General features: G+C 56.7%; 23 protein-coding genes and 1 pseudogene. 15 read left to right on the plus strand and 9 right to left on the minus strand.

What is annotated here, in order from left to right; translation table 11 throughout:
- Positions 1–33 precede the first annotated feature (33 nt).
- The 8 genes from AC1DFB_RS02050 to AC1DFB_RS02085 all read left to right on the plus strand — a co-directional run bounded on the left by AC1DFB_RS02050 (position 34) and on the right by AC1DFB_RS02085 (position 7,196).
- Positions 34–768 (plus strand): methyltransferase domain-containing protein, encoded by a 735-nt coding sequence (locus AC1DFB_RS02050; RefSeq protein ID WP_170401881.1) that lies wholly within the window; start codon positions 34–36, stop codon positions 766–768.
- Positions 769–1,070: 302 nt separating this feature from the next.
- On the plus strand, positions 1,071–1,631 hold the full coding sequence (locus AC1DFB_RS02055) for a F0F1 ATP synthase subunit delta (protein ID WP_170392445.1): 561 nt from the start codon (positions 1,071–1,073) through the stop codon (positions 1,629–1,631).
- On the plus strand, positions 1,632–3,170 hold the full coding sequence (gene atpA / locus AC1DFB_RS02060) for a F0F1 ATP synthase subunit alpha (RefSeq protein ID WP_170392443.1): 1,539 nt from the start codon (positions 1,632–1,634) through the stop codon (positions 3,168–3,170). It abuts the gene before it with no gap.
- Between the two features lie 15 nt (positions 3,171–3,185).
- Entirely contained in the window at positions 3,186–4,064 is an 879-nt protein-coding gene (locus AC1DFB_RS02065; RefSeq protein ID WP_170401874.1) for a F0F1 ATP synthase subunit gamma, read from the plus strand.
- A 20-nt stretch (positions 4,065–4,084) separates the two neighbouring features.
- Complete coding sequence (gene atpD / locus AC1DFB_RS02070) at positions 4,085–5,509, plus strand: F0F1 ATP synthase subunit beta (RefSeq protein ID WP_039537698.1); 1,425 nt, start codon at positions 4,085–4,087, stop codon at positions 5,507–5,509.
- A 12-nt stretch (positions 5,510–5,521) separates the two neighbouring features.
- Positions 5,522–5,932 (plus strand): F0F1 ATP synthase subunit epsilon, encoded by a 411-nt coding sequence (locus tag AC1DFB_RS02075; protein WP_170392439.1) that lies wholly within the window; start codon positions 5,522–5,524, stop codon positions 5,930–5,932.
- A 117-nt stretch (positions 5,933–6,049) separates the two neighbouring features.
- The gene (locus AC1DFB_RS02080; protein ID WP_170420549.1) at positions 6,050–6,400 is read left to right on the plus strand and encodes an H-type lectin domain-containing protein; all 351 of its coding nucleotides are present in this window, start codon (positions 6,050–6,052) and stop codon (positions 6,398–6,400) included.
- A gap of 103 nt (positions 6,401–6,503) precedes the next feature.
- Entirely contained in the window at positions 6,504–7,196 is a 693-nt protein-coding gene (locus AC1DFB_RS02085; protein WP_170401865.1) for a nitroreductase family protein, read from the plus strand.
- Positions 7,197–7,247: 51 nt separating this feature from the next.
- Here the strand turns inward: AC1DFB_RS02085 and AC1DFB_RS02090 are convergent, their stop codons facing one another.
- Entirely contained in the window at positions 7,248–8,267 is a 1,020-nt protein-coding gene (locus tag AC1DFB_RS02090; RefSeq protein WP_170392433.1) for a ribose-phosphate pyrophosphokinase, read from the minus strand.
- A gap of 108 nt (positions 8,268–8,375) precedes the next feature.
- On the opposite strand from AC1DFB_RS02090, the gene AC1DFB_RS02095 reads away from it, so the two are divergent.
- Positions 8,376–8,975: a 2-hydroxychromene-2-carboxylate isomerase gene (locus AC1DFB_RS02095; protein WP_170512521.1), complete on the plus strand. Its 600-nt coding sequence runs from the start codon at positions 8,376–8,378 to the stop codon at positions 8,973–8,975.
- A 19-nt stretch (positions 8,976–8,994) separates the two neighbouring features.
- On the opposite strand, the gene AC1DFB_RS02100 is transcribed toward AC1DFB_RS02095, so the two are convergent.
- The 7 genes from AC1DFB_RS02100 to AC1DFB_RS02130 form a co-directional block, all read right to left on the minus strand.
- Complete coding sequence (locus tag AC1DFB_RS02100; RefSeq protein WP_480922031.1) at positions 8,995–10,029, minus strand: threonine aldolase family protein; 1,035 nt, start codon at positions 10,027–10,029, stop codon at positions 8,995–8,997.
- The gene (locus AC1DFB_RS02105; protein WP_170512517.1) at positions 10,029–10,502 is read right to left on the minus strand and encodes a YcgN family cysteine cluster protein; all 474 of its coding nucleotides are present in this window, start codon (positions 10,500–10,502) and stop codon (positions 10,029–10,031) included. The genes AC1DFB_RS02100 and AC1DFB_RS02105 overlap by 1 nt, the downstream gene beginning before the upstream one ends.
- Entirely contained in the window at positions 10,499–11,431 is a 933-nt protein-coding gene (locus AC1DFB_RS02110) for a bifunctional riboflavin kinase/FAD synthetase (RefSeq protein WP_170392424.1), read from the minus strand. The genes AC1DFB_RS02105 and AC1DFB_RS02110 overlap by 4 nt, the downstream gene beginning before the upstream one ends.
- A gap of 60 nt (positions 11,432–11,491) precedes the next feature.
- The gene (locus tag AC1DFB_RS02115) at positions 11,492–11,935 is read right to left on the minus strand and encodes a MaoC family dehydratase (RefSeq protein WP_074736482.1); all 444 of its coding nucleotides are present in this window, start codon (positions 11,933–11,935) and stop codon (positions 11,492–11,494) included.
- A 100-nt stretch (positions 11,936–12,035) separates the two neighbouring features.
- Positions 12,036–12,911 (minus strand): TIGR01459 family HAD-type hydrolase, encoded by an 876-nt coding sequence (locus tag AC1DFB_RS02120; protein ID WP_170392423.1) that lies wholly within the window; start codon positions 12,909–12,911, stop codon positions 12,036–12,038.
- Positions 12,912–13,105: 194 nt separating this feature from the next.
- A complete protein-coding gene (locus AC1DFB_RS02125; protein WP_480922032.1) occupies positions 13,106–14,026 on the minus strand; it encodes a manganese-dependent inorganic pyrophosphatase in 921 nt (306 codons plus the stop codon).
- Between the two features lie 99 nt (positions 14,027–14,125).
- On the minus strand, positions 14,126–15,106 hold the full coding sequence (locus tag AC1DFB_RS02130) for a TraB/GumN family protein (RefSeq protein WP_480922033.1): 981 nt from the start codon (positions 15,104–15,106) through the stop codon (positions 14,126–14,128).
- Between the two features lie 121 nt (positions 15,107–15,227).
- Between AC1DFB_RS02130 and AC1DFB_RS02135 the strand changes: the two genes are divergently transcribed.
- The 6 genes from AC1DFB_RS02135 to AC1DFB_RS02160 all read left to right on the plus strand — a co-directional run bounded on the left by AC1DFB_RS02135 (position 15,228) and on the right by AC1DFB_RS02160 (position 21,048).
- Positions 15,228–15,902, plus strand: a complete 675-nt coding sequence (locus tag AC1DFB_RS02135; RefSeq protein WP_170647805.1) for a DUF2161 family putative PD-(D/E)XK-type phosphodiesterase — start codon at positions 15,228–15,230, stop codon at positions 15,900–15,902.
- A 174-nt stretch (positions 15,903–16,076) separates the two neighbouring features.
- Entirely contained in the window at positions 16,077–16,364 is a 288-nt protein-coding gene (gene groES, locus AC1DFB_RS02140; protein ID WP_010441779.1) for a co-chaperone GroES, read from the plus strand.
- A gap of 55 nt (positions 16,365–16,419) precedes the next feature.
- Complete coding sequence (gene groL, locus AC1DFB_RS02145) at positions 16,420–18,063, plus strand: chaperonin GroEL (protein WP_480922034.1); 1,644 nt, start codon at positions 16,420–16,422, stop codon at positions 18,061–18,063.
- Between the two features lie 182 nt (positions 18,064–18,245).
- Positions 18,246–19,088 carry a DMT family transporter gene (locus AC1DFB_RS02150; RefSeq protein ID WP_480922035.1) on the plus strand — a complete coding sequence of 281 codons (843 nt, stop codon included), beginning with the start codon at positions 18,246–18,248 and terminating at the stop codon, positions 19,086–19,088.
- A gap of 38 nt (positions 19,089–19,126) precedes the next feature.
- The gene (locus AC1DFB_RS02155) at positions 19,127–19,900 is read left to right on the plus strand and encodes an alpha/beta fold hydrolase (RefSeq protein WP_480922036.1); all 774 of its coding nucleotides are present in this window, start codon (positions 19,127–19,129) and stop codon (positions 19,898–19,900) included.
- The gene (locus AC1DFB_RS02160; RefSeq protein WP_480922037.1) at positions 19,897–21,048 is read left to right on the plus strand and encodes an alpha-D-ribose 1-methylphosphonate 5-triphosphate diphosphatase; all 1,152 of its coding nucleotides are present in this window, start codon (positions 19,897–19,899) and stop codon (positions 21,046–21,048) included. Before AC1DFB_RS02155 ends, AC1DFB_RS02160 begins: the two co-directional genes overlap by 4 nt.
- Positions 21,049–21,109: 61 nt before the next feature.
- On the opposite strand, the pseudogene AC1DFB_RS02165 reads toward AC1DFB_RS02160, so the two are convergent.
- Positions 21,110–22,178: pseudogene (locus AC1DFB_RS02165) on the minus strand (5-(carboxyamino)imidazole ribonucleotide synthase).
- Between the last annotated feature and the right edge of the window lie 2 nt (positions 22,179–22,180).

The following is a 22,180-nucleotide window of genomic DNA, read 5'->3' on the forward strand; positions in this document are numbered from 1 at the left end:
CGCCCAGCTAAGCCGATTGACCGGGTGTCCGCAATGCATCTTGATGTGCAGGATCTGAGGAATTTCTACTATCGCAGCACTCTGGGTCGCGCGGCCCAGGCAGCGATCCGTGGTCGGTTGGTGGATCTTTGGCCCGAAGCCAAAGGGCAAACTGTGGTCGGATTTGGTTTTGCCGTACCTTTATTGCGGCCTTACCTCAAAGATGCGCGTCGTGTGATTGGTCTTATGCCTGGTCCGCAGGGTGTAATGCCATGGCCTGCGGGGATGCCCAATGTTTCCGTTCTGACCGAAGAGACGATGTGGCCAATCGAAACTGGCCATGTGGATAAACTCGTGGTGATGCATGGTTTGGAAACTTCAAACCGACCCAGCCAATTGCTGGAAGAATGCTGGCGCGTTCTGGGGCCCGGAGGGCGTGTGCTATTTGTCGTACCGAACCGGGCCGGGCTTTGGTCGCGCTCAGACCGGACGCCGTTTGGCTTTGGGCAGCCCTATTCAACGACCCAATTGGAAAACCAATTGCGAGCGCACCACTTCGTCCCCGAAAACCATTGCTCGGCGCTTTACCTGCCGCCTTCGTTCCGTCGGTTCTGGCTAAAATCAGGTAGCCTGATCGAGAAGACTGGACAACGCATCCCAACCGTCATGGCCGGAGGCGTGCTTATGGTTGAGGCCAGTAAACTCATTCGCCCGCCTAGCGGAAGCGTTACTAAAGACACAGCGAAGCGCCCGATCAAAGCGTTGGATGGTTTGTTGAAGCCTGCGTGACAGTCCGGCGCATTTTGAACGGAAAAAATGCGGGAAAAAGGTCACAGGAATCGCAAAAACCTGCATATTCGTAACATTTTTCAACTGCCCCAATCGGTCCAAAGGGTCGCAGTTGGGTTAAGTGTATGAAAAATAATAATTTGTGGATAAAACTGTTACCGCTATAGCGTATTGCTTGGTTGGAACACCTCTGCTACATCCCCGGTGATTTTGATCCCCGCCCTAAATGGACGGGGTTTCCTCACGCCCCAAGGTAGCGGCCGCTACTCAAAATCGGGGCCTCAAATATCGGAAGGGTGGACGTGTCCGAACCAGCTTCGATTTCCACTGGCATCGCCGAGCGCTATGCCACCGCGATCTTCGAGATCGCTAAAGAGAATAATGACCTTGCAGGTCTGGAAACCGGAATCAACGATCTGGCAGCAGCATTGGGTGACAGCGCTGAATTGCGCGACCTGATCGCATCGCCTTTGGTTTCGCGCGCCGAACAGGAAAGCGCAATCACTGCTGTTGCTGACAAGATGGGCCTACATGCCATCCTGCGCAATACGTTGGGTCTGATGGCGCAGAAACGTCGTCTGTTCGTTGTACCGCAACTGGTGCAGGTTTTGCGCGACATGCTGGCTGACGAGCGTGGCGAGGTGACCGCCGATGTCGCCTCGGCCAAGGCGCTCACCAAGACCCAAATGGATAAACTGTCCAAGACGCTGTCCGAGCGTGTGGGCAAGACCGTGACAATCAATGCGACCGTTGATGAAAGCCTCATCGGCGGTCTTGTCGTTAAAGTGGGCTCGAAAATGATCGATAGCTCGATCCGTTCGAAGCTGAACTCCCTACAGAATGCAATGAAAGAGGTCGGATAAATGGGAATCCAAGCTGCAGAGATTTCTGCAATCCTGAAGGACCAGATCAAGAATTTTGGTCAGGAAGCCGAAGTGGCCGAGATCGGCCGCGTGCTGAGCGTCGGTGACGGGATTGCCCGTGTATACGGCCTGGACAACGTGCAAGCGGGCGAAATGGTCGAATTCCCCGGTGGCATCATGGGCATGGCCCTGAACCTGGAAAGCGACAACGTTGGTGTCGTTATCTTCGGTTCTGACCGTGACATCAAAGAAGGTGACACTGTTAAGCGCACCAACTCGATCGTGGACGTTCCGATCGGTGACGAGTTGCTGGGCCGCGTTGTTGACGGTCTGGGCAACCCGCTGGACGGCAAAGGCCCGATCAACGCGACCAAGCGTGGCGTTGCAGACGTTAAAGCGCCGGGCATCATTCCGCGTAAATCGGTTCACGAGCCGATGGCAACGGGCCTGAAATCGGTTGACGCAATGATCCCAATCGGCCGTGGCCAGCGTGAGCTGATCATTGGTGACCGTCAGACCGGTAAAACCGCCGTTGCTCTGGACGCGATCCTGAACCAGAAAGTTTACAACGACGCAGCAGGCGACGACGAGTCGAAGAAGCTGTACTGCGTGTACGTTGCGATCGGTCAGAAGCGTTCGACCGTTGCTCAGCTGGTGAAGAAACTGGAAGAGTCCGGCGCGATCGACTACTCGATCGTTGTGGCGGCAACCGCGTCCGACCCGGCACCGATGCAGTTCCTTGCACCTTACGCCGCAACCGCGATGGCCGAATACTTCCGCGACAACGGCCGCCATGCGCTGATCATCTATGATGACCTGTCGAAGCAGGCTGTGTCCTATCGTCAGATGTCGCTGCTGCTGCGCCGTCCGCCCGGACGTGAAGCCTATCCTGGCGACGTTTTCTACCTCCACTCGCGTCTGTTGGAACGTTCGGCAAAGCTGAACGAAGACTTCGGTGCGGGCTCGCTGACCGCTCTGCCGGTTATCGAAACTCAAGGTGGTGACGTTTCGGCGTTTATTCCGACCAACGTGATCTCGATCACCGACGGCCAGATCTTCCTGGAAACCGAACTGTTCTATCAGGGTATCCGCCCCGCCGTGAACACCGGTCTGTCGGTTTCGCGTGTGGGCTCCTCGGCTCAGACCAACTCGATGAAGTCGGTTGCCGGTCCAGTTAAGTTGGAACTGGCTCAGTACCGCGAAATGGCTGCCTTTGCGCAGTTTGGTTCTGACCTCGACGCCGCGACCCAGCAGCTGCTGAACCGTGGTGCGCGTCTGACCGAGCTGATGAAACAGCCGCAGTACTCGCCGCTGACCAACGCTGAAATCGTCTGCGTAATTTTCGCCGGTACCAATGGTTACCTCGATAAGATCGACGTGTCCGATGTTGGTCGTTACGAAGCTGGCCTGCTGGCGCATCTGCGTGGCAAGCACGCGGATCTGCTTCAGTGGATCACGGACGAAGATCCCAAGATCAAGGGTGACGCTTCCGACAAGATCAAGGCTGCGCTGGACGAATACGCCGCAACCTTCGCTTAAGGGAGAGGCGGGCATATGCCAAATCTTAAGGACCTTAAAAACAGGATCGAGTCGGTCAAATCGACCCGCAAGATCACCAAGGCCATGCAGATGGTCGCGGCTGCAAAACTGCGTCGCGCCCAGGAATCTGCCGAAGCCTCGCGTCCCTATGCCGAGCGGTTCAATGCCGTGATGGCGGGGCTGGCGGCTTCGGTCGGGGGCAGCGACAGCGCCCCCAAGCTGCTCCGTGGCACGGGCAGTGATGATGTCCATCTGCTGGTTGTCATGACAGCTGAACGCGGCCTGTGTGGCGGCTTCAACTCGAACATCGCCAAGCTCGCTCGCCAAAAGGCGGACGAGTTGCGCGCCAAAGGCAAGACGGTCAAGGTTTTGACCGTCGGCAAAAAAGGTCGCGACGCGCTCAAGCGTGATTTTAGCGATCTGTTCGTTGGACATATCGACCTGAGCGAGGTCAAGCGTCTGGGGTATTCCAACGCGCAAGACATCGCCAAGGACGTCCTGTCCCGCTTTGACGGGAGTGAGTTCGACGTTGCCACGATCTTCTACTCGAAGTTCGTCAACGTTGTGACCCAGATCCCGACGGCACAGCAGGTCATCCCCGCCTCGTTCGAAGACGAAGCGACGGGTGACGACAGCGGTGCGGTATTCGACTACGAGCCCAGCGAAGAGGCCATCCTGGCCGACCTGCTGCCCAAGGGGGTTGCCACCGCGATCTTCTCGGCTCTGCTCGAAAACGGAGCGTCTGAACAGGGTGCACGGATGTCCGCAATGGACAACGCGACACGCAACGCGGGTGAGATGATCGACAAGCTGACGATCCAGTTCAACCGCTCGCGTCAGGCCGTGATCACCAACGAGCTGATTGAAATTATTTCCGGCGCCGAAGCGCTGTAGAGACATACCGGAGACGAAACATGGCGAATGCAAAAGGCAAAGTCACACAGATCATCGGGGCCGTCGTCGACGTGCACTTCGAAGATCAGCTGCCTGAAATTCTGAACGCGCTGGAAACCACCAACAACGGCAAGCGCCTGGTGTTGGAAGTTGCTCAGCACCTGGGTGAAAACACCGTCCGTACCATCGCGATGGACGCGACCGAGGGTCTGGTCCGCGGCGAAGCCGTGACCGACACTGGTGCACCGATCTCGGTTCCGGTTGGTAACGCCACTCTGGGCCGCATCCTGAACGTGGTTGGCGAGCCGATCGACGAAAAAGGCCCGGTTGAAGCAACCGAAGCCCGTGCGATCCACCAGCCCGCACCGACTTTTGACGAACAATCGACCGAGTCGGAAGTTCTGGTAACCGGCATCAAGGTTGTTGACCTGCTGGCCCCATACGCCAAAGGCGGTAAGATCGGCCTGTTCGGCGGCGCCGGCGTTGGTAAAACCGTTCTGATCATGGAACTGATCAACAACATCGCAAAAGTGCACTCGGGCTTCTCGGTGTTCGCGGGTGTTGGTGAACGGACCCGTGAAGGCAACGACCTGTACCACGAGATGATCGAATCGAACGTTATTAAACCGGACAACCTGTCGGAATCGCAGGTGGCCCTGGTTTACGGTCAGATGAACGAACCTCCGGGTGCGCGTGCGCGTGTTGCTCTGACCGGTCTGACCCTGGCCGAGCAGTTCCGCGACCAGTCCGGTACTGACGTTCTGTTCTTCGTCGACAACATCTTCCGCTTCACGCAGGCGGGTTCCGAGGTTTCGGCTCTGCTGGGTCGTATTCCTTCGGCGGTGGGCTACCAGCCGACCCTGGCCACCGACATGGGTGCCCTGCAGGAACGCATCACCTCGACCAAGTCGGGCTCGATCACGTCCGTGCAGGCGATCTACGTGCCTGCGGACGACCTAACCGACCCGGCGCCAGCAACCTCGTTTGCTCACTTGGACGCGACCACCGTTCTTAACCGTGCGATCTCGGAAAAGGGTATCTACCCGGCGGTTGACCCGCTCGACTCGACCTCGCGTCTGCTCGACCCGGCCATCGTTGGTGAAGAGCACTACAAGGTTGCAACCGACGTTCAGCAGATCCTCCAGCGCTACAAGTCGCTGCAGGACATCATCGCCATCCTCGGGATGGACGAACTGTCGGAAGAGGACAAACTGACCGTGGCCCGTGCCCGTAAGATCGAACGCTTCCTGTCGCAGCCGTTCGACGTGGCCGAAGTCTTCACCGGTTCGCCGGGCGTTCAGGTTCCTCTGGATGTGACCATCGCGTCGTTCAAAGCGGTTGTCGCTGGCGAATACGATCACCTGCCCGAAGCGGCCTTCCTGATGGTTGGCGGCATCGAAGAAGTGATCGCCAAAGCGGAGAAGATGGCCGCAGAAGCCGCCTAAGGAGTATCTCTGATGGCAAACACGATGCAATTCGACCTCGTCAGCCCTGAGCGGAGCCTTGCTTCGCTTAGCGCGACGGCGGTCCAGATTCCCGGCGCGGACGGGGACATGACGGCAATGCCCGATCATGCCCCCACAATTACAACTCTGCGCCCGGGCATCCTGAAGGTCGAAGCACCCGAAGGCTCCAGCGAATACCTGGTCACCGGTGGGTTTGCTCAGATCAATGGTGATGGCCTGTCGGTTCTGGCCGAAAAAGCCATCCCAGTTGCCGAAGTAACACGTTCGCATCTGGACGATCTGATCGCTGACGCCCGCGCCTCGCACGAGGCAGCCAAGGCCGGTGACGATCAGACCATCGTCGACGATGCTGCAAAGTTGCTGGCTGACATGGAAGCTCTAGGAACGCATATGAGCCTGTAAGGGTTCATGACATTCTGATCACTTGGAACGGCCCCGTATACGCGGGGCCGTTTTTTTGTCGTGATTTTGCCATTCGCTGAAGTTAAGCTGCAGGAATTGAACAATAAAAGACGATAGATGAAAAAGTTTCAAACCCATCCCATCGGCATTGATCAGGGCGAGGAGGTCTTGTTTTCCGATTTCGCCGATGGTGGCGTGATGTGGACTGGTGAGGGCCCGCGTGAGCGTCGCGTAAGCGTCCGTTTTTCAGAAGTGTTCCGCTCTGTGCCAATCGTCCAGATAGGCGTGGTGCTTTGGGATGTGGATACGTCTTCCGCTTTACGGGCTGAAGTTCAGGCCGAAGATATAACGCTGGAAGGATTCAATGCGGTGTTTCGCACCTGGTCCGATACGCGTATCGCCAGAATTCGGGTGAATTGGACCGCAATTGGAGATGTTTCGCATGAAGACGATTGGGACATCTCGTGAAGCAGGCCTGTTCGTGACATAAGATTGCGCACCTTCGCGCGTCGTCCCATAAAGAAGACTGGCCACCCCAAATAGCGGCTAGCGCAACCGGAGGATCTTACAGGTGTTTGCACGAGATCATATCGAATACGAAGCCTTGGACCTTCCGGATCGTATGGACTTGTCTGATGAAGAAATGCTGGCCGAAGCGCGAGCGTTCTACGACAAGATGAAACGCCGCCATACCGTGCGTGACTATTCGGACCGGCCCGTCGAGCGCACGGTCATCGAAGAGTGCATTCGCGCAGCCGGAACAGCGCCCTCAGGGGCCAATCATCAGCCCTGGCACTTTGTGGCCATCTCGAACCCTGAGATGAAACGCCGTATTCGGGAAGAGGCAGAAGCTGAGGAGCGCAGGTTTTATGAAGGCGGTGCCGGAGATGAATGGCTGAAGGCGCTTGAACCAATCGGGACTAACGATCAGAAGCCGCATCTGGAAGACGCACCGTGGCTGATAGTGATTTTCGCCCAACGTTGGGGTCATTTCGATGATGGAGATCGGTTCAAAAACTACTACGTGCCTGAAAGCACGGGCATTGCCACGGGCTTTTTGTTGACTGCGCTGCACCATGCAGGGCTGGTTTCACTGACCCACACACCCAACCCGATGAAATTCCTGAATAAACTGCTAAACCGCCCTGATCATGAAAAGCCTATTATGATCGTAGCTGTAGGCCACCCGCAAGACGACGCGAAGGTGCCAAAAGTTGCAAAGATGAAAAAACCGTTGGAAGAAATCATGACGGTCGCCGAATAGGCAGGCCGTCATGAATTCAGACATTATCTATGGTAGTCAGCAGTTTTTCGATCAATCCATATGATAAAGTGACTCGTAGATCGGCGTCAGTGTCTTGTCTTCGAACAGCGATGATACGCTTGTGCCATTCCAAATGTTCAGGATCGCCTGCGTAAAGATCGGCGCGGTGGGCACGATGCGGATATTGGCGGCCTTGTTGATCTCAGCCGTAGGCTGGATCGTGTCCGATAGGACCAGAGATTTCATCACCGAATTGGTCACACGTTCAACCGCCGGTCCACTCATGACACCGTGGGTGATGTAAGAGTGTACTTCCTTGGCACCGTTATCCATCAGCACCTGAGCAGCTTTGCACAAAGTGCCAGCGGTATCGCAAATGTCATCGACGATCAGGCAGATTTTGTCTTTCACGTCACCAATGACCGTCATCTCGGCCACTTCGCCTGCCTTTTCGCGGCGTTTGTCAACGATCGAAAGGGGCGCATTGATGCGTTTGGCCAATTCACGGGCACGTGCAACACCGCCGACATCCGGCGAGACCACCATCAGGTCGTCCATCTGATCCTTGAATTGTTTCTTCACATCCAGGGCAAAGATCGGAGAGGCATAAAGGTTGTCCACCGGCATGTCGAAAAAGCCCTGAATCTGGGCTGCGTGCAGATCCATGGTTAGAATCCGTTCGATACCCGCACCAGTCAGCATGTTTGCCACCAGCTTGGCGCTGATTGGCGTGCGCGCTTTGGTGCGGCGGTCCTGACGGGCGTACCCGAAATACGGAATGACAGCGGTGATCCGGGCTGCGGATGAACGGCGCAGGGCATCTGCGATGATCAGCAGCTCCATCAGATTGTCATTGGCGGGGTTCGAGGTTGGTTGAACGATAAACATATCTTCACCGCGCACATTCTCGAAAACCTCGACGAAAATCTCTCCGTCGTTGAACCGTTCGACCCTTGCATCGACCAGCCCCTGGTCAACGCCGCGATGCAGGCTCATGCGACGTGCAATGGTTTCGGCAAGCGGAAGATTGGCGTTCCCAGCGATAAGCTTGGGTTCGTGAAGTGTCGGCATCGGCTGATTTTCCCCGGGCAGCAGTGGCAATGTGACAGATTCGTGATGTTGACACCGCTTAGCATGGGTCTACCGTCCCGCAAAGATAACGCAGCGGAGAAAGTGAACATGGCCCAGATTGACTACTTTTTTGCGACACTCTCGCCCTATTCCTATCTGGCGGGAATGCGCCTTGAAGAGATCGCGGAAAAACACGGTGCGACGATCAACTATAAACCATTGGATATTGTTGCCCTGTTCGGCCGGACAGGTGGAACGCCACCAAAAGATCGTCATATCTCTCGCATCGAATACCGCGCGCAGGAACTGGTGCGCCAAGCGCGCAATCTGGATATGCCGTTGAACCTGCAGCCTGCGCACTGGCCGACGAACATGGCACCGTCCTCTTACGCTGTGATCGCAGCAGTACAGGATGGATCAGGTGATGTGGGTAAACTTTGCCATTCCTTCTTGCGTGCCTGCTGGGCAGAAGAAAAGGACATCTCTGATGATGGCGTGATCCGGGATTGCTTGGAACAGGCAGGATTTAATCCAAATCTAGCTGATAGTGGCCTGTTGGTAGGTGCGGAAACCTACGCCGCAAATCTGGAAGAAGCCGTGGACCGGGGTGTTTTCGGGGCACCATTTTACATCACACCGGACGATCAGAGGTTCTGGGGACAGGACCGTCTTGATGATCTGGACAAGCATCTGGCTGAGATGAAATAGCCGGGGCAGGGAGGCACGGCTACAAGAGGTTCAGAAACCGATCGATCTGCTCGGTTCCGATGGACCAGTCACAGACAAGGCGGCAGGCCAGCATCTCGTCTTCGTCCTCACCGTCCAACGTGCCACCCCACAGGTGATAGACGGCACCGGCCTCGTGCAGGCGCTTGTGTTGGCTGCGGGGAAAGCTTGCGAAAATCATGTTTGCCTGGGGTTCATGCAGGAATTCTGCCCCGACTGCCCGCAGACCATCCGCCAATCGCGCGCAATTGGCATTCGCTTTGCGAGCTGATTTCAGCCACAGGTCATCCTGCAGATAAGCAGCCATCTGGGCAGACAGGTAACGGTGCTTGGAAAACAGGTGCGCCCCGCGCTTGCGCCGCAGCTCGAACTCCCAAGCTTTGCTTTCGTCGAAGAAGATTACGGCCTCGACACCCATCAGCCCGTTTTTGGTGCCGCCAAAGCTGACTGCGTCAACACCAGATTTCCACGTCATCTCTGCCGGTGAGCAATTCAAAGCGACCAGAGCGTTAGTGAAGCGTGCACCATCCATATGCACCGGCAACCCATACTTCTTGGCAACGCCACACAAGGCTTGAAGTTCGGCAAGCGAGTAAACCGAGCCACGCTCGGTCACCTGAGTGATCGAGACAGGCCCGCGCTGCGGACCATGCACGCCGCGGGTTTCTTCCCCCTCAATGGACTTGGTCAATGCTTCGGGGGTCATCTTGTCGCCACCCGGCACCAGAGTCAGTTTCGCGCCGGTGTAGAATTCGGGGGCATTGCACTCATCCTCATGGATATGAGCAACGGGTGAACAGAACACGGTTTCCCACGGCTTGCTCAGCGTTGCCAACGCCAGTGAATTCGCTGCCGTTCCCGTAGCGACCAGATAAACTGCCGCACCCGGTGCTTCGAAAATGCCGCGGATTTGGTCGCGCACTTCGTTCATCAAGGTGTCGGCGCCATAAGCCATCTGATAGCCCTGATTGGCTTCGGCCAATGCGGCCAGAACTTCGGGATGAACAGGCCCGGAATTATCAGAGGCAAAATGCATTAATTCGGCTCCTCGATGATGTAGTCTTCCCACTCTTCCATGGGCGTTTCGAATTCAGATACGGTTCGCCGCTGCACGGAGACTCCGGCGGTGTGAACGCTTTCAGGCGTACCTGATAGCAAAGGGTGCCAGTCGTAAAGCGGTTTGCCTTCCCAGAGCAGTCGATAGGCGCAAGTCTGGGGCAGCCAATAGGCATGGTTGTCGATGTTATCGGGTGTCATGACGATGCATTCGGGCACGAATTGGTGGCGGATATCATATTGGGTGCACCGGCAAGTTTCGTCATCCAGCAGGCGACAGGCAACACAGGTCAATGCGACCTCGCCCGTATCTTCGTCTTCCAGCTTGTTAAGACAGCATTTGCCGCAACCATCACACAGGGCCTCCCACTCACGCTGGTTCATCTTGCGCAGCGGCTTGCGTTCCCAGAATCGGGGCGCGAGGCCAGCTCGATCGATTGGATCCGTAGTCATGTACTGGCCAGTATCTCTCTCGCGCGCGCGCAATCGGCATCCATCTGCGAGATCAACCCGTCAAGGCCGTCGAATGTCATTTCGGGCCGCAGATAGTCGACCAGACCAACGGACAGCGTGGCACCGTAAAGATCACCTGAGAAATTGAACAGAAATGTCTCGATGTTAGGAACCTCGCCTTGGAACATGGGCCGGGTCCCGACCGATGCCGCCCCGTGATAGCTGCCCTGATGCGGGCCATCCAGGACGTCGACCAAAACAGCATAAACGCCGAATCTCGGAGGGTGTAGTCCTTCGATCGACATATTGGCTGTCGGGTACCCCAACTCTCGTCCGCGTTGCTCGCCTCCGACGACCTCACCCTCGATCCGGTGCCAGTGCCCCAGCATTGTTGCCGCATCGCGCGGGCGCCCCTCTGACAGAGCTGTCCGGATCGCAGTCGACGAAACCACATTCTCGGTGCGCTCCAACAGGGGCGCGATTGTCACACCGAACCCCATCTCTTCGCCAAAGCGAACCAGGTCCTGAGGGTTACCGCTGCGCCCTTTGCCAAAACAAAAATCGGCACCCACGACAACATGAGAAAGCCCCAGACCATCGCATATGACATTTCTCGCAAAAGCTTCGGGCGTCATACCCGCGAGCGTTGAATTAAAAGGCAGTTCATAAAGCTTCTGCACGCCGAGTTTTTCCAGCCGGTGCGCGCGTGCATTGCCGCGCATCAGACGAAAGGGCGGTGCCTCTGGGGAAAAATACTCTCGTGGATGCGGCTCAAATGTCATGACCCCCAGCGGCGCGTTCAATTCAGCATTGCGCGCCAACTCGATGACGGATTGATGGCCAAGATGAACACCGTCAAAGTTCCCGATGGCGACACTTGCGCCTCGGTCTTCTGGTTCAACAAACTGGAAGTCCCGGATGATATGCATGCGGCTTGCCTAGCGGGACTGCCCGTCAGGTTCAAGCCGCAGTTCGGTTAAGGTGGATTATCAGTCGAACTTGCGGCTCGGAGCCAGCACCATGGCCTCACCCACCAACACTTTCTTTCCGTCAACTGCGCAGTGGCAATCCAGTTTCACCCGACGTTTGGCAAAATCGATATCGATCACCTTGACCTCGGCATAAACCATGTCGCCCGGACGCACCGGCGCCAGAAATTTAAGCGATTGTCCCATGTACACGGTTCCATGTCCGGGCAGTTGCTCTCCGATCACGGCAGAGATCAGGCCGGCGGTCAGCATGCCATGCGCAATGCGCCCTTCGAAAATCGTATCGCGGGCATAGTCATCATCCAGATGAACCGGATTCCGGTCGGTCGATACTTGAGCGAACATCTCGATATCTTCATCGGTCACGACTTTGCGCAAGTGCCGTGACATGCCCATTTCGATGTCTTCGATGCAAATCGTTCCGCGCGGAAGGTTGTCCAACATGCTGCCCTCATTCGAGATCGAAAGAGCAACAAAAGACCATCATCTGCCGCTCGTCGGCAACTTTATTACTTCGCAGTTGCAGAAAATCAAGTCTTTTTTGCTATCTCAGGCGACCAATCGAATAGGTTGGATTGATCTGTTCCTTCTCGTTATGAGCTTTCAACGCGTCTTCGTCTGGATGATGTGATGTTTTGGTTTCTGCGGCTGCCAAACCGCCGGTGATGAAGAGGGTATCAATGCCTTCCCCCATGCCTCCAGCGATATCTGTTTGCGGCCCGTCCCCTATGGCAAGTATTTCAGAATCCGACACATCAACCCCAATCGCCTGCAACCTGCGCCGGGCCAGATCGTAGATCGGCGGGTGTGGCTTACCGAAATATAGGCTTTCACCACCCATCTCGGTATAAAGTCGGGCCAAAGCACCTGCGCACCATTCGCGCGTTTCGCCTCGGTCCACCACGATGTCCGGATTTGCGCAGAGCAGTTTCATCCCTTTCTGCTTGGCATAAAGAAAGTCGGGCCGGTTCACATCTGGGTCCGCCATCGGGTCGAACGGGCCGCAACACACGATGCCTTCGGCCGCGTCCAGCGGAACGCGTTCAATGTGGATCGGATGATCCAGCAGTTTCAGGGGTTCAAAAAAACCGGCATCCCGCTGCCATTCCCCCATGAAGTAGACTTTTTCGCCAATCGCCCCGCGAAACATCGCTGAACGCGCCGAATCACCGCTGGTTGCAATCGTGTCATAGGAATCTGCCGGCACATTGAAATGTAAAAGCTGCTCGGCAACCCCGGCCCGAGGCTTGGGGGAATTGGTTACAAGAACCACCGTGCCACCACGTTGACGATAAGCTTGCAGTGCCGCGACGGCCTCTGGGTAGGCAGTTATCCCATTATGAACGCAACCCCACAAATCAACAAACAGCGCTTTGTAGCGGTCAGAGATTTCAGCGAGTGAAGAAACGATCTGGGTCATGGCGCGCCTCGTGCAGCAGGGAATGCGAGATGTCAAAGCCTATGGCAGAGCGTGGCGCAATTGGCCAGAGGTGCAGCCCAAGGCGGAGCGGCCGAAATCAACCCCCTTGTTCATCTGGCCAAAAATATCTCGGAGCACGAGGCAGAGCCTCGCAAAAAAAGCGCCCGGTTTCGGGCGCCTTTGATGATCTAAATTCAAACCTTGAGGTTCGGAATGATCTGCTTTTTCCGGCTCATCACGCCGGGCAACACAACCGCGTCACCGTCCACGGTTGCGCCAAAGCTCTTCTCAGCGACGCTTTTCACCAGATCATTTGGAACCAATAGCGTCGCTTCTTCGTTCAAAATATCGACCACGAACAGCAACACCTGATCAACGCCGTCTTCCTTGGCCACATCAGCCATCGAGCTTACGATGCTGTCCTTGCGATCCAGCACGACACCGGGGGCAGTGGTTTCCAGAACCGAGACCCGGAACTTGGTGCCGTCGACTTCGTATTCTTTGCTGTCCATGCGGATCAGTTCGGCGTCCGAGAATGACGATACATCCGATTTTGCTGCAAACATGTCGGCGGCGTAGGCCGAGACATCCAGACCAAGTTCAGCCGCCAGTTTCTCAGCCACGGCGCGGTCGTGCGCGGTGGTTGTGGGTGAGCGGAATTCCAGTGTGTCCGACAGGATGCAGGTCAGCGCGGCACCTTTGATCGCGTCGGGCATCTTGGCGGCGTCGTCACCCATCAGGTCGACCATGATGGTTGCCGTGCAGGCCAGCGCGCGCACAGTGATGTCGATGGGGCCTTTGGTTTCAAGCCCGCCAACCAGTTTGTGGTGGTCGATTATGGCGCGGATATCGGCGCTGTTGATGCTGGCGGGCAGCTCGGCCGGATTGTTGGTGTCGACGATGACAACCGGTGCATCCTCGGCCACGTCCTCGATGATTTGCGGCTTGGGCAGGTCCCAACGCTCAAGCATAAAGGCGGCTTCGGTGTTGGGTTCGCCTAGCAAAACGGGCTGTGCCTGTTCACCTTTCACTTCGTTCAGATACCACGACCACAGGATTGGAGAGCCGGTGGAATCGGTGTCGGGAGATTTGTGGCCAAAAACTAGCGTTGTCATGTCTCGTGTCCTGAAGAATATGGATTTGCGCGCCTTATAGGGTGGTCAAACACGGTTGTCACCCGGAAGCAAACTTGCTGCGACCCTTGGTCTGAAAACCTAGAATTCAGCGCGTTCCAGTGTATATCCGGCTTGCTGTAGCTGGTTCAGTAAGCCGTAGTCGTTGCTCAGATGTCCGGCCCCGACAGCGATCACCGCGGTCTGATCCTTCAGGTCCAGAATCTTTTCCATCCAGTTGGCGTTGCGTTGCACCAGAAGCTGATCCTCGAACCCTTTCCATTCGGCGTTAAACTCTTCTGGTGTCATCCCTGAAGCTTCAAGTCCCTGAATTTTCGCAAGCTCAATGATCGCGGCGTGCTGCTCTTCGATATAGGCGTTCGCCATGGTGATCATTTGGTCGTCCCCGGCCTGCAGCGCCCCGGCCAGCCTGGTCAGTGACGCCACTTGTTCCTCCAGAGGATGGCTGTCGAACATGGCGATCAGATCCTCGATCCGCTCTAGCGAATACTGGGGTATCCCGTGTTGTTCGGCCAGTTCCGTCAGGCGCGTGTCCATGCCGCGATCAAAGTCTGGGGTATTCATCAGGCAAGGCGGAATGCCCAACATCATGCTTAGAAACCAGGGGCGCATCTTGGCGGCCATCCAGGCGGGAATGCCACGCTCGGCCAGAGTCGCGGACAGCGCTGTCCAATCTTCTTCCGACATCAGGTCAATCAAAGTGGGACCGGACGTAATCAGGACCGGGCTGAAATCATCGGCCAGATCTTTTTCGAATGCGTCCATTTCGTCCTGTGTGACCTCGAAGAAAAACGCGTCGGCCTGACTCAGAACTGGCTCCAAGCGCTCGACCACGGGTGCCATGCGGGGGTCGCTGGTGTGGAGGGTGCCGATCAGGTGCAAGACAGTCCCGTCTTTTGTCGCGATCCAGTGGTTGCCCTCCGGAAACGGAATGTCACTGATTGTCTTCTCGAGATCAGCTTGACTTTCGGCCGACAGGTCAAGCCTAAGATCTCTCCCTTCGCAGGCCGCATGGGCGGTAATCGGAAGCAAAAGGCCGAGACAAAAGCTGAGCAAGCGCATAAGAAACCTTCCGGAAATGGCGAATATGACCAAGACGTACTCCTGCCTTCTTGTAAGTTGCAATGTAGTTTGTCTTCAAACCGTGGCTGGCAATCCGCGCGAAACTACATAGCATAGCGTTATGAAGCTCGAGCAGGACCTTTACCCACCCATCAAAGCCTTGTTGGAACGTCAGGGATATACCGTGAAAGGTGAAGTTGGCGCCGCCGACATTGTTGCTCTGCGAGACGGGCAGGAGCCGGTGATCGTTGAACTCAAGCTGCGCTTCAGCCTCGCGCTGTTTCACCAAGCTATCACTCGTCTGAAAATAACCGATCAGGTCTACATTGGGGTCTGTAAACCAAAAGGCCGGGCAGCGCGACGGGCGTTGAAGGATAATCTGGCGTTGTGCCGTCGCCTGGGGTTGGGTCTGATCACCGTGCGCTTTGATGGAGCGGTCGAGGTTCAATGCGATCCCGGCCCATATGCGCCGCGCAAGGATAAGGTCAGGGCCAAGCGGTTGCTGCGCGAGTTTGAAAGGTTGCAGGGCGATCCCAATGCGGGCGGTGCCACGCGTCATGGGATCGTAACGGCCTATCGGCAAGATGCGCTAAAATGCGCGGCCCATCTGGCAGAGAACGGAGCGGGCAAGGGGGCCGATGTCGCAAAGGCCACTGGCGTAAGTGCGGCGACACGTTTGATGTACGACAATCATTACGGCTGGTTCGAAAAAGTGGAAAAGGGCGTCTACGCGCTGTCTGAGGCAGGGCAAGAAGGTCTGAAACACTGGGCGTACAGCTGGGATCAGCCAGACTAGGTGCCTTGTTCTTGCCTGCTTATCGCGCCAGGCAAAAAAATCTTTCACATATTGTTGACTCGCTTCCTGCAACTCCCTAGCTATGCGTCGTTATCACTCATGAGACCCGAGTGCTAACGCCTCGTCAGTCGGCGAGGGGAGGAAAACAAACTTTGAGCCCAAGGAGCTGCAAAGATGGCATTGAAACCGCTTCATGACCGTGTGCTGGTTCGTCGCGTAGAAAGCGAAGAGAAAACCGCAGGCGGACTGATCATTCCCGACAGCGCAAAAGAAAAGCCCAGCGAAGGCGAAGTCGTTGCAACCGGCGAAGGCGCGCGCAAGGACAGCGGCGAACTGATCGCAATGGCTGTAAAAGCTGGCGACAAGATCCTGTTCGGCAAATGGTCGGGCACCGAGGTTCAGGTCAACGGCGAAGAGCTGCTGATGATGAAAGAAAGCGACATCATGGGGATCATCGAGTAAGCGCACCCGCTTTCTCTGATCTTCATTTCAACAGATATTCTCAAGGAGAGACAACATGTCTGCAAAGGACGTCAAGTTTGACACTGATGCCCGTAACCGCATGCTGGCCGGTGTAAATGTTCTGGCCGATGCTGTTAAAGTGACCCTGGGCCCGAAAGGCCGCAACGTGGTTCTGGACAAATCCTTTGGCGCGCCGCGCATCACCAAAGACGGTGTTTCGGTTGCCAAGGAAATCGAACTGGAAGACAAGTTCGAAAACATGGGCGCGCAGATGGTGAAAGAAGTCGCCAGCCGCACCAATGACGAAGCCGGCGACGGCACCACCACTGCAACCGTTCTAGCCCAAGCCATCGTTCGCGAAGGTTTGAAGCAGGTTGCAGCGGGCCTGAACCCGATGGACCTGAAGCGCGGCATCGACCTGGCAACTGCCAAGGTTGTCGAAGGCATCAAGTCGGCTTCGCGTGAAGTTAAAGACTCGGCAGAAGTTGCTCAGGTTGGCACCATCTCGGCCAACGGCGAAGCCGAAATCGGCCAGCAGATCGCAGACGCGATGCAGAAAGTTGGCAACGAAGGCGTTATCACCGTCGAAGAAAACAAAGGTCTGGAAACCGAGACCGATGTTGTCGAAGGTATGCAGTTCGACCGTGGCTACCTGTCGCCTTACTTCGTCACCAACGCGGACAAGATGATTGCAGATCTGGATGACTGCATGATCCTGCTGCACGAAAAGAAACTGTCCTCGCTGCAGCCGATGGTTCCGCTGCTCGAGCAGGTGATCCAGTCGCAGAAGCCTCTGCTGATCATCGCAGAAGACGTTGAAGGCGAAGCGCTGGCAACTCTGGTTGTCAACAAACTGCGCGGCGGCCTGAAAATTGCTGCTGTCAAAGCACCGGGCTTCGGCGATCGCCGCAAAGCCATGCTGCAGGACATCGCAATCCTGACCGGCGGTCAGGTCATCAGCGAAGATCTGGGCATGAAGCTCGAGTCCGTTACCATGGACATGCTGGGCACAGCCAAGAAGATCGAAATCACCAAAGACGAAACCACCATCGTCGACGGTGCGGGCGAGAAAGCCGAGATCGAAGCACGTGTTGCTCAGATCCGCACTCAGATCGAAGAAACCTCGTCGGACTACGACCGTGAGAAGCTGCAAGAGCGCGTTGCCAAACTGGCAGGCGGTGTTGCCGTTATCCGCGTCGGCGGTATGACCGAAGTTGAAGTGAAAGAGCGTAAGGACCGTGTGGACGATGCTCTGAACGCAACACGCGCAGCCGTTCAGGAAGGCGTTGTTGTTGGCGGTGGTGTATCGCTGGTTCAGGCGGGCAAGGTGCTGGAAACTCTGGAAGGTGCAAACGCCGATCAAGACGCAGGCATCAACATCGTTCGCAAGGCAATCGAAGCGCCTCTGCGCCAGATCGCTGAAAACGCGGGCGTCGACGGTGCGGTCGTTGCTGGCAAAGTTCGCGAAAGCGACGACGCAGCATTCGGCTTCAACGCTCAGACCGAAGAATATGGCGACATGTTCTCGTTCGGTGTGATCGACCCGGCCAAAGTTGTCCGTACCGCTCTGGAAGATGCGGCATCGGTTGCAGGCCTGCTGGTCACCACCGAAGCAATGGTTGCCGACAAGCCCGCCAAAGAAGGCGCGGCACCTGCCGGCGGCATGCCTGACATGGGCGGCATGGGCGGCATGATGTAAGCTGCTTAAGCCTTTGTGCTTAATAGCGGGGTCGCCTTTGGGCGGCCCCGTTTTTGTTTGGAATGTCTGTTGTGCATTCGTATCATTGGCGCTGGTAGGCTCTGGTCCGAGGAGGGTCGGGATCGACTCGGCAATCGGGAATGTGAGTGTGCAAATCCCTTTGAAACGGCTATGCGGTTGATATGCGACTATTTCTTCTGACCGCTTTAACCATGTGCGCGTTCGCTGCGAATTCGATCCTGAACCGCCTTGCTATCGACATTGGCGCAAGTGATCCGGCGGGATTTGCCATCATCCGGGTTTTGGCTGGTGCCTTGGTTTTAACGGTATTGGTGGCGCTTCGGGGCAGCTCGATCCCTGTTTTTAATCGTCGACGTATTGTTGGGGCCGGGTCACTGTCGCTTTATATGATCGGGTTTTCAGTAGCTTATCTGACGCTTGATGCCGGGCTTGGTGCGCTGATCCTGTTCGGGGTTGTGCAAATTACCATGTTTGCGATTGGTGCTATGACCGGTTCTGCACCCACGTTGAGACAGATATTGGGTGCCGGTATTGCGCTTGGTGGACTGGCGTTTGTTCTTTGGCCTGCTGGGACGGTTCAGGTCGACCCGACAGGGGCCGGCTTAATGACGGCTGCCGGGGTCGGGTGGGCCATATATTCCATCGCGGGCCGGTCCGAACCAGATGCATTGTCGGGAACTGCAGCAAATTTCATCATGGCGTTGCCCTTCACGGGATTTGCCCTGTTCCTGCTGGGAAGCAATTGGCAAATGTCTCCGCTTGGCTATGGGCTGGCTGCGCTTTCCGGAGGCGTCACGTCCGGTCTCGGCTATGCGCTATGGTATCGTGTCGTGCCACAGCTTTCACCGGCGGTGGCCGCGATCGTGCAACTCAGCGTTCCGGTCATCGCAATTGTTGCCGGGGTCATCCTGTTAGCTGAGATTGCAAGTCCAAGGCTTCTGCTCGGCGCCGGATTTGTACTCGGCGGTATCGCACTGGCGGTGCTGCGCCGGAACCGGGGCTAGGGGTTCCCTCGGCCCGGGTTAGGCCTTATCTGGCGTGTATGAAATTTCTTGCTGCTCTCCTCTTGTGCCTTATGCCTGCGGTGGCCAATGCGAAATGCGTGGTCCTACTGCACGGTCTCGCGCGCACTGAGGCCTCGTTTACCGTCATGGAGCAGCTTTTTCATGCGCATGGTTACACTGTGGTTCGTCCCGGTTACCCTTCGACCGACCTACCAATACCAGACCTCGCCAACCAGACCTTACCCGCTGCGTTCGCCTCCTGCGGGGAGGATACGGTGAATGTGGTAGCCCATTCGATGGGGGGCATTCTGCTGCGCTACTGGCTGCAGGATAACGATCCCGAGAATCTGGGGCGCGTTGTCATGCTCGGGCCTCCTAATCAGGGCAGCCAACTGGTGGACGAGCTTGGTGCTTGGGAGGTTTTCGGCTTTCTGAACGGCCCTGCCGGGCTGGCATTGGGAACCGGACCCGAGGGTATTCCACGCCGCCTGCCGCCCGTGGACTTCGATTTGGGGGTGATTGCAGGCGAGAACTCATTGAACCCATTGTTCTCGTCTCTGATCGATGGTCCAGATGATGGCAAGGTATCGATAGAGACCACAAAGGTTGAGGGCATGGCTGACCACATCGTCTTGCCGGTGACGCATACGTTCATGATGAACAACCCGCGGGTCATGGCGCAGACCCTGCATTTCATCGAATTCGGACAGTTCGATCCCCAGATCACCTGGATGGATGGGGTGATGGATATCATCGACCAGATCTGCCTTGGGGAAGACTGTTCGGAACCTGACTCGGAGCCCACTCAATGAACTCGTTGGAACTGACATTGACCGGCGCGAATGTTCTGTTGCGCGGCGAAGGGGTGTCGCGTGCTGAACTGACGATCGCCGAAGGTACCGTTCAATCCGATAGGGCAGGGCGGCAGATTGATTTGTCAGGATACCTCATCCTGCCTGGCATCATTGATTTGCATGGCGACGGTTTTGAACGTCACATCGCGCCCCGGCGCGGTGCCATGAAGCAGATGGCAGAGGGCATTTTATCGGTCGAGGCGGAACTGGCCGCGAATGGAATAACCACAGCTGTTCTGGCGCAGTTCCACAGTTGGGAAGGCGGCGTGCGCGGGCCCGAGTTTGCTGGTCAGGTTTTTGACGCCATCGCTGCGGTTCGGGATGATGTTGTAACCCAACTGATCCCTCAACTGCGCTTCGAAACCCATATGCTGGACGACTATGACGGGCTGCCCGAACGTATCGCGGATTGGCAGGTGCCTTATGTGGTTCTGAATGATCATCTACCTCATGACCGGCTGGCTGAGGGGCGAAAACCACCCCGCTTGACAGGGCAGGCACTGAAGGCGGGACGGAATCCCGAAGTGCATTTTGAGATGCTGAAGGCAATGCACAACCGCAGCGCCGAGGTGCCAGCAGCACTGGACAGCCTTTGCACTGTCCTTGCGAACCGAGGAATTCGGCTCGGCAGCCATGATGATACAACGCCGCAGGATCGTGCTGAGTGGCGCGAGCGCGGGGTGATGATCTCGGAATTTCCGGAAACGCTGGAAGCCGCCGAATGTGCCCGGGCGGGCGGAGATCACATCATCCTCGGCTCACCCAATGTTGTGCGGGGCGGCTCACATAAGGGAAATGCCAGCGCGGTGGATCTGATCTCGATGGGTTTGTGTGATGCATTGGCATCGGATTACCACTACCCCAGCCCGCGCCGCGCTGCGCTGATGTTGGTAAAATCTGGCCTGCTGGATATTGCGGGCGCCTGGGCGCTTGTCTCGTCCGGTCCCGCGCGGGTTTTAGGCCTGAAGGATCGCGGAACGCTACAGCTCGGAAATCGTGCTGATCTGGTGATACTGGATGCGGTAACCCACCAAGTCGCTGCCACACTGTCAGGCGGGTGTGTCAGCTATATGTCCGGTAGTATCGCAACACGTTTCTTGAGCTGATCCCGGCTTTATCTGGCTAAAAATACCTCCGCCGGAGGCATCGCGCGTAAGCGCGATTACCTCATCGCGAAATCCGATTGAAATGCCCCATCTTGCGGCCGGCCTTGACCTCGGCCTTGCCATAGAGATGCAGTGCTAGGTCCCGTTCGCGTGAAAGCTCGGGTACGCGGTCCATGTCATGCCCGATCAAATTCTCCATCACGACGTCCGAATGGCGCTGACCGTCGCCCAAAGGCCAACTGGCGACGGCGCGAATATGTTGTTCAAACTGATCCACGGCGCAGCCGTTCTGGGTCCAGTGACCCGAGTTATGAACGCGCGGCGCGATTTCATTCACGATTAATCCTTGTGGCGTCACAAACAATTCGACACCCATGACGCCGACATAATCCAGCGCGTTGAGAATGTTGGCGGCCAGCAATACCGCATCTGTCCGCTGCGCCGGAGACAGGCGTGCCGGTATTGTGGTCGTGTGCAGGATGCCATCGCGATGGACATTCTCGCCCGGATCGAAACAGGCAACTTGCCCGTCCAGACCGCGTGCTGCGATGACCGAAACCTCGTGGCTGAAGTCCACAAACCCTTCCAGTATGGACGGCGCGCCCGCCATATCGGCCAGTGCCGCCCCGGCATCTTCGGGTGCGCGCAGCCGAGGTCTGACCTTTGCCGTCATAGCCGAATCGGCGGGTTTTCAGGATGGCGGGGGTGCCAATGTCATCAATTGCTGCGCGCAAGCTGTCCAAATCGGAGATGTCTGCAAAGGGCGCGGTTTGCAGGCCTAAGCTTTGTAGAAATGTCTTTTCGGTCAAGCGGTCCTGACTGACCCGCAACGCCTCTCGACCCGGGTGAATGGGGCGGTGTGCCTCAAGCAGATCCAGCGCCTGGGTGGGGATGTTTTCAAACTCGTAGGTGATCACGTCCACCGACTCCGCAAAGGCCTTCAATGCGTCGGCGTCATCATAGGCGGCGGTCGTGACCTGATTTGCAACTTGACCGGCCGGAGGATTTGCGCCCGGCTCGAATATGTGGGACTTGAACCCCAACCGTGCAGCCGCGATCGAGAGCATCCTGCCCAGCTGACCGCCCCCCAATATCCCGATTGTCGCACCGGGCGTAAGCATATCTGACATCG

Source organism: Ruegeria sp. S84 (genome assembly GCF_056583445.1).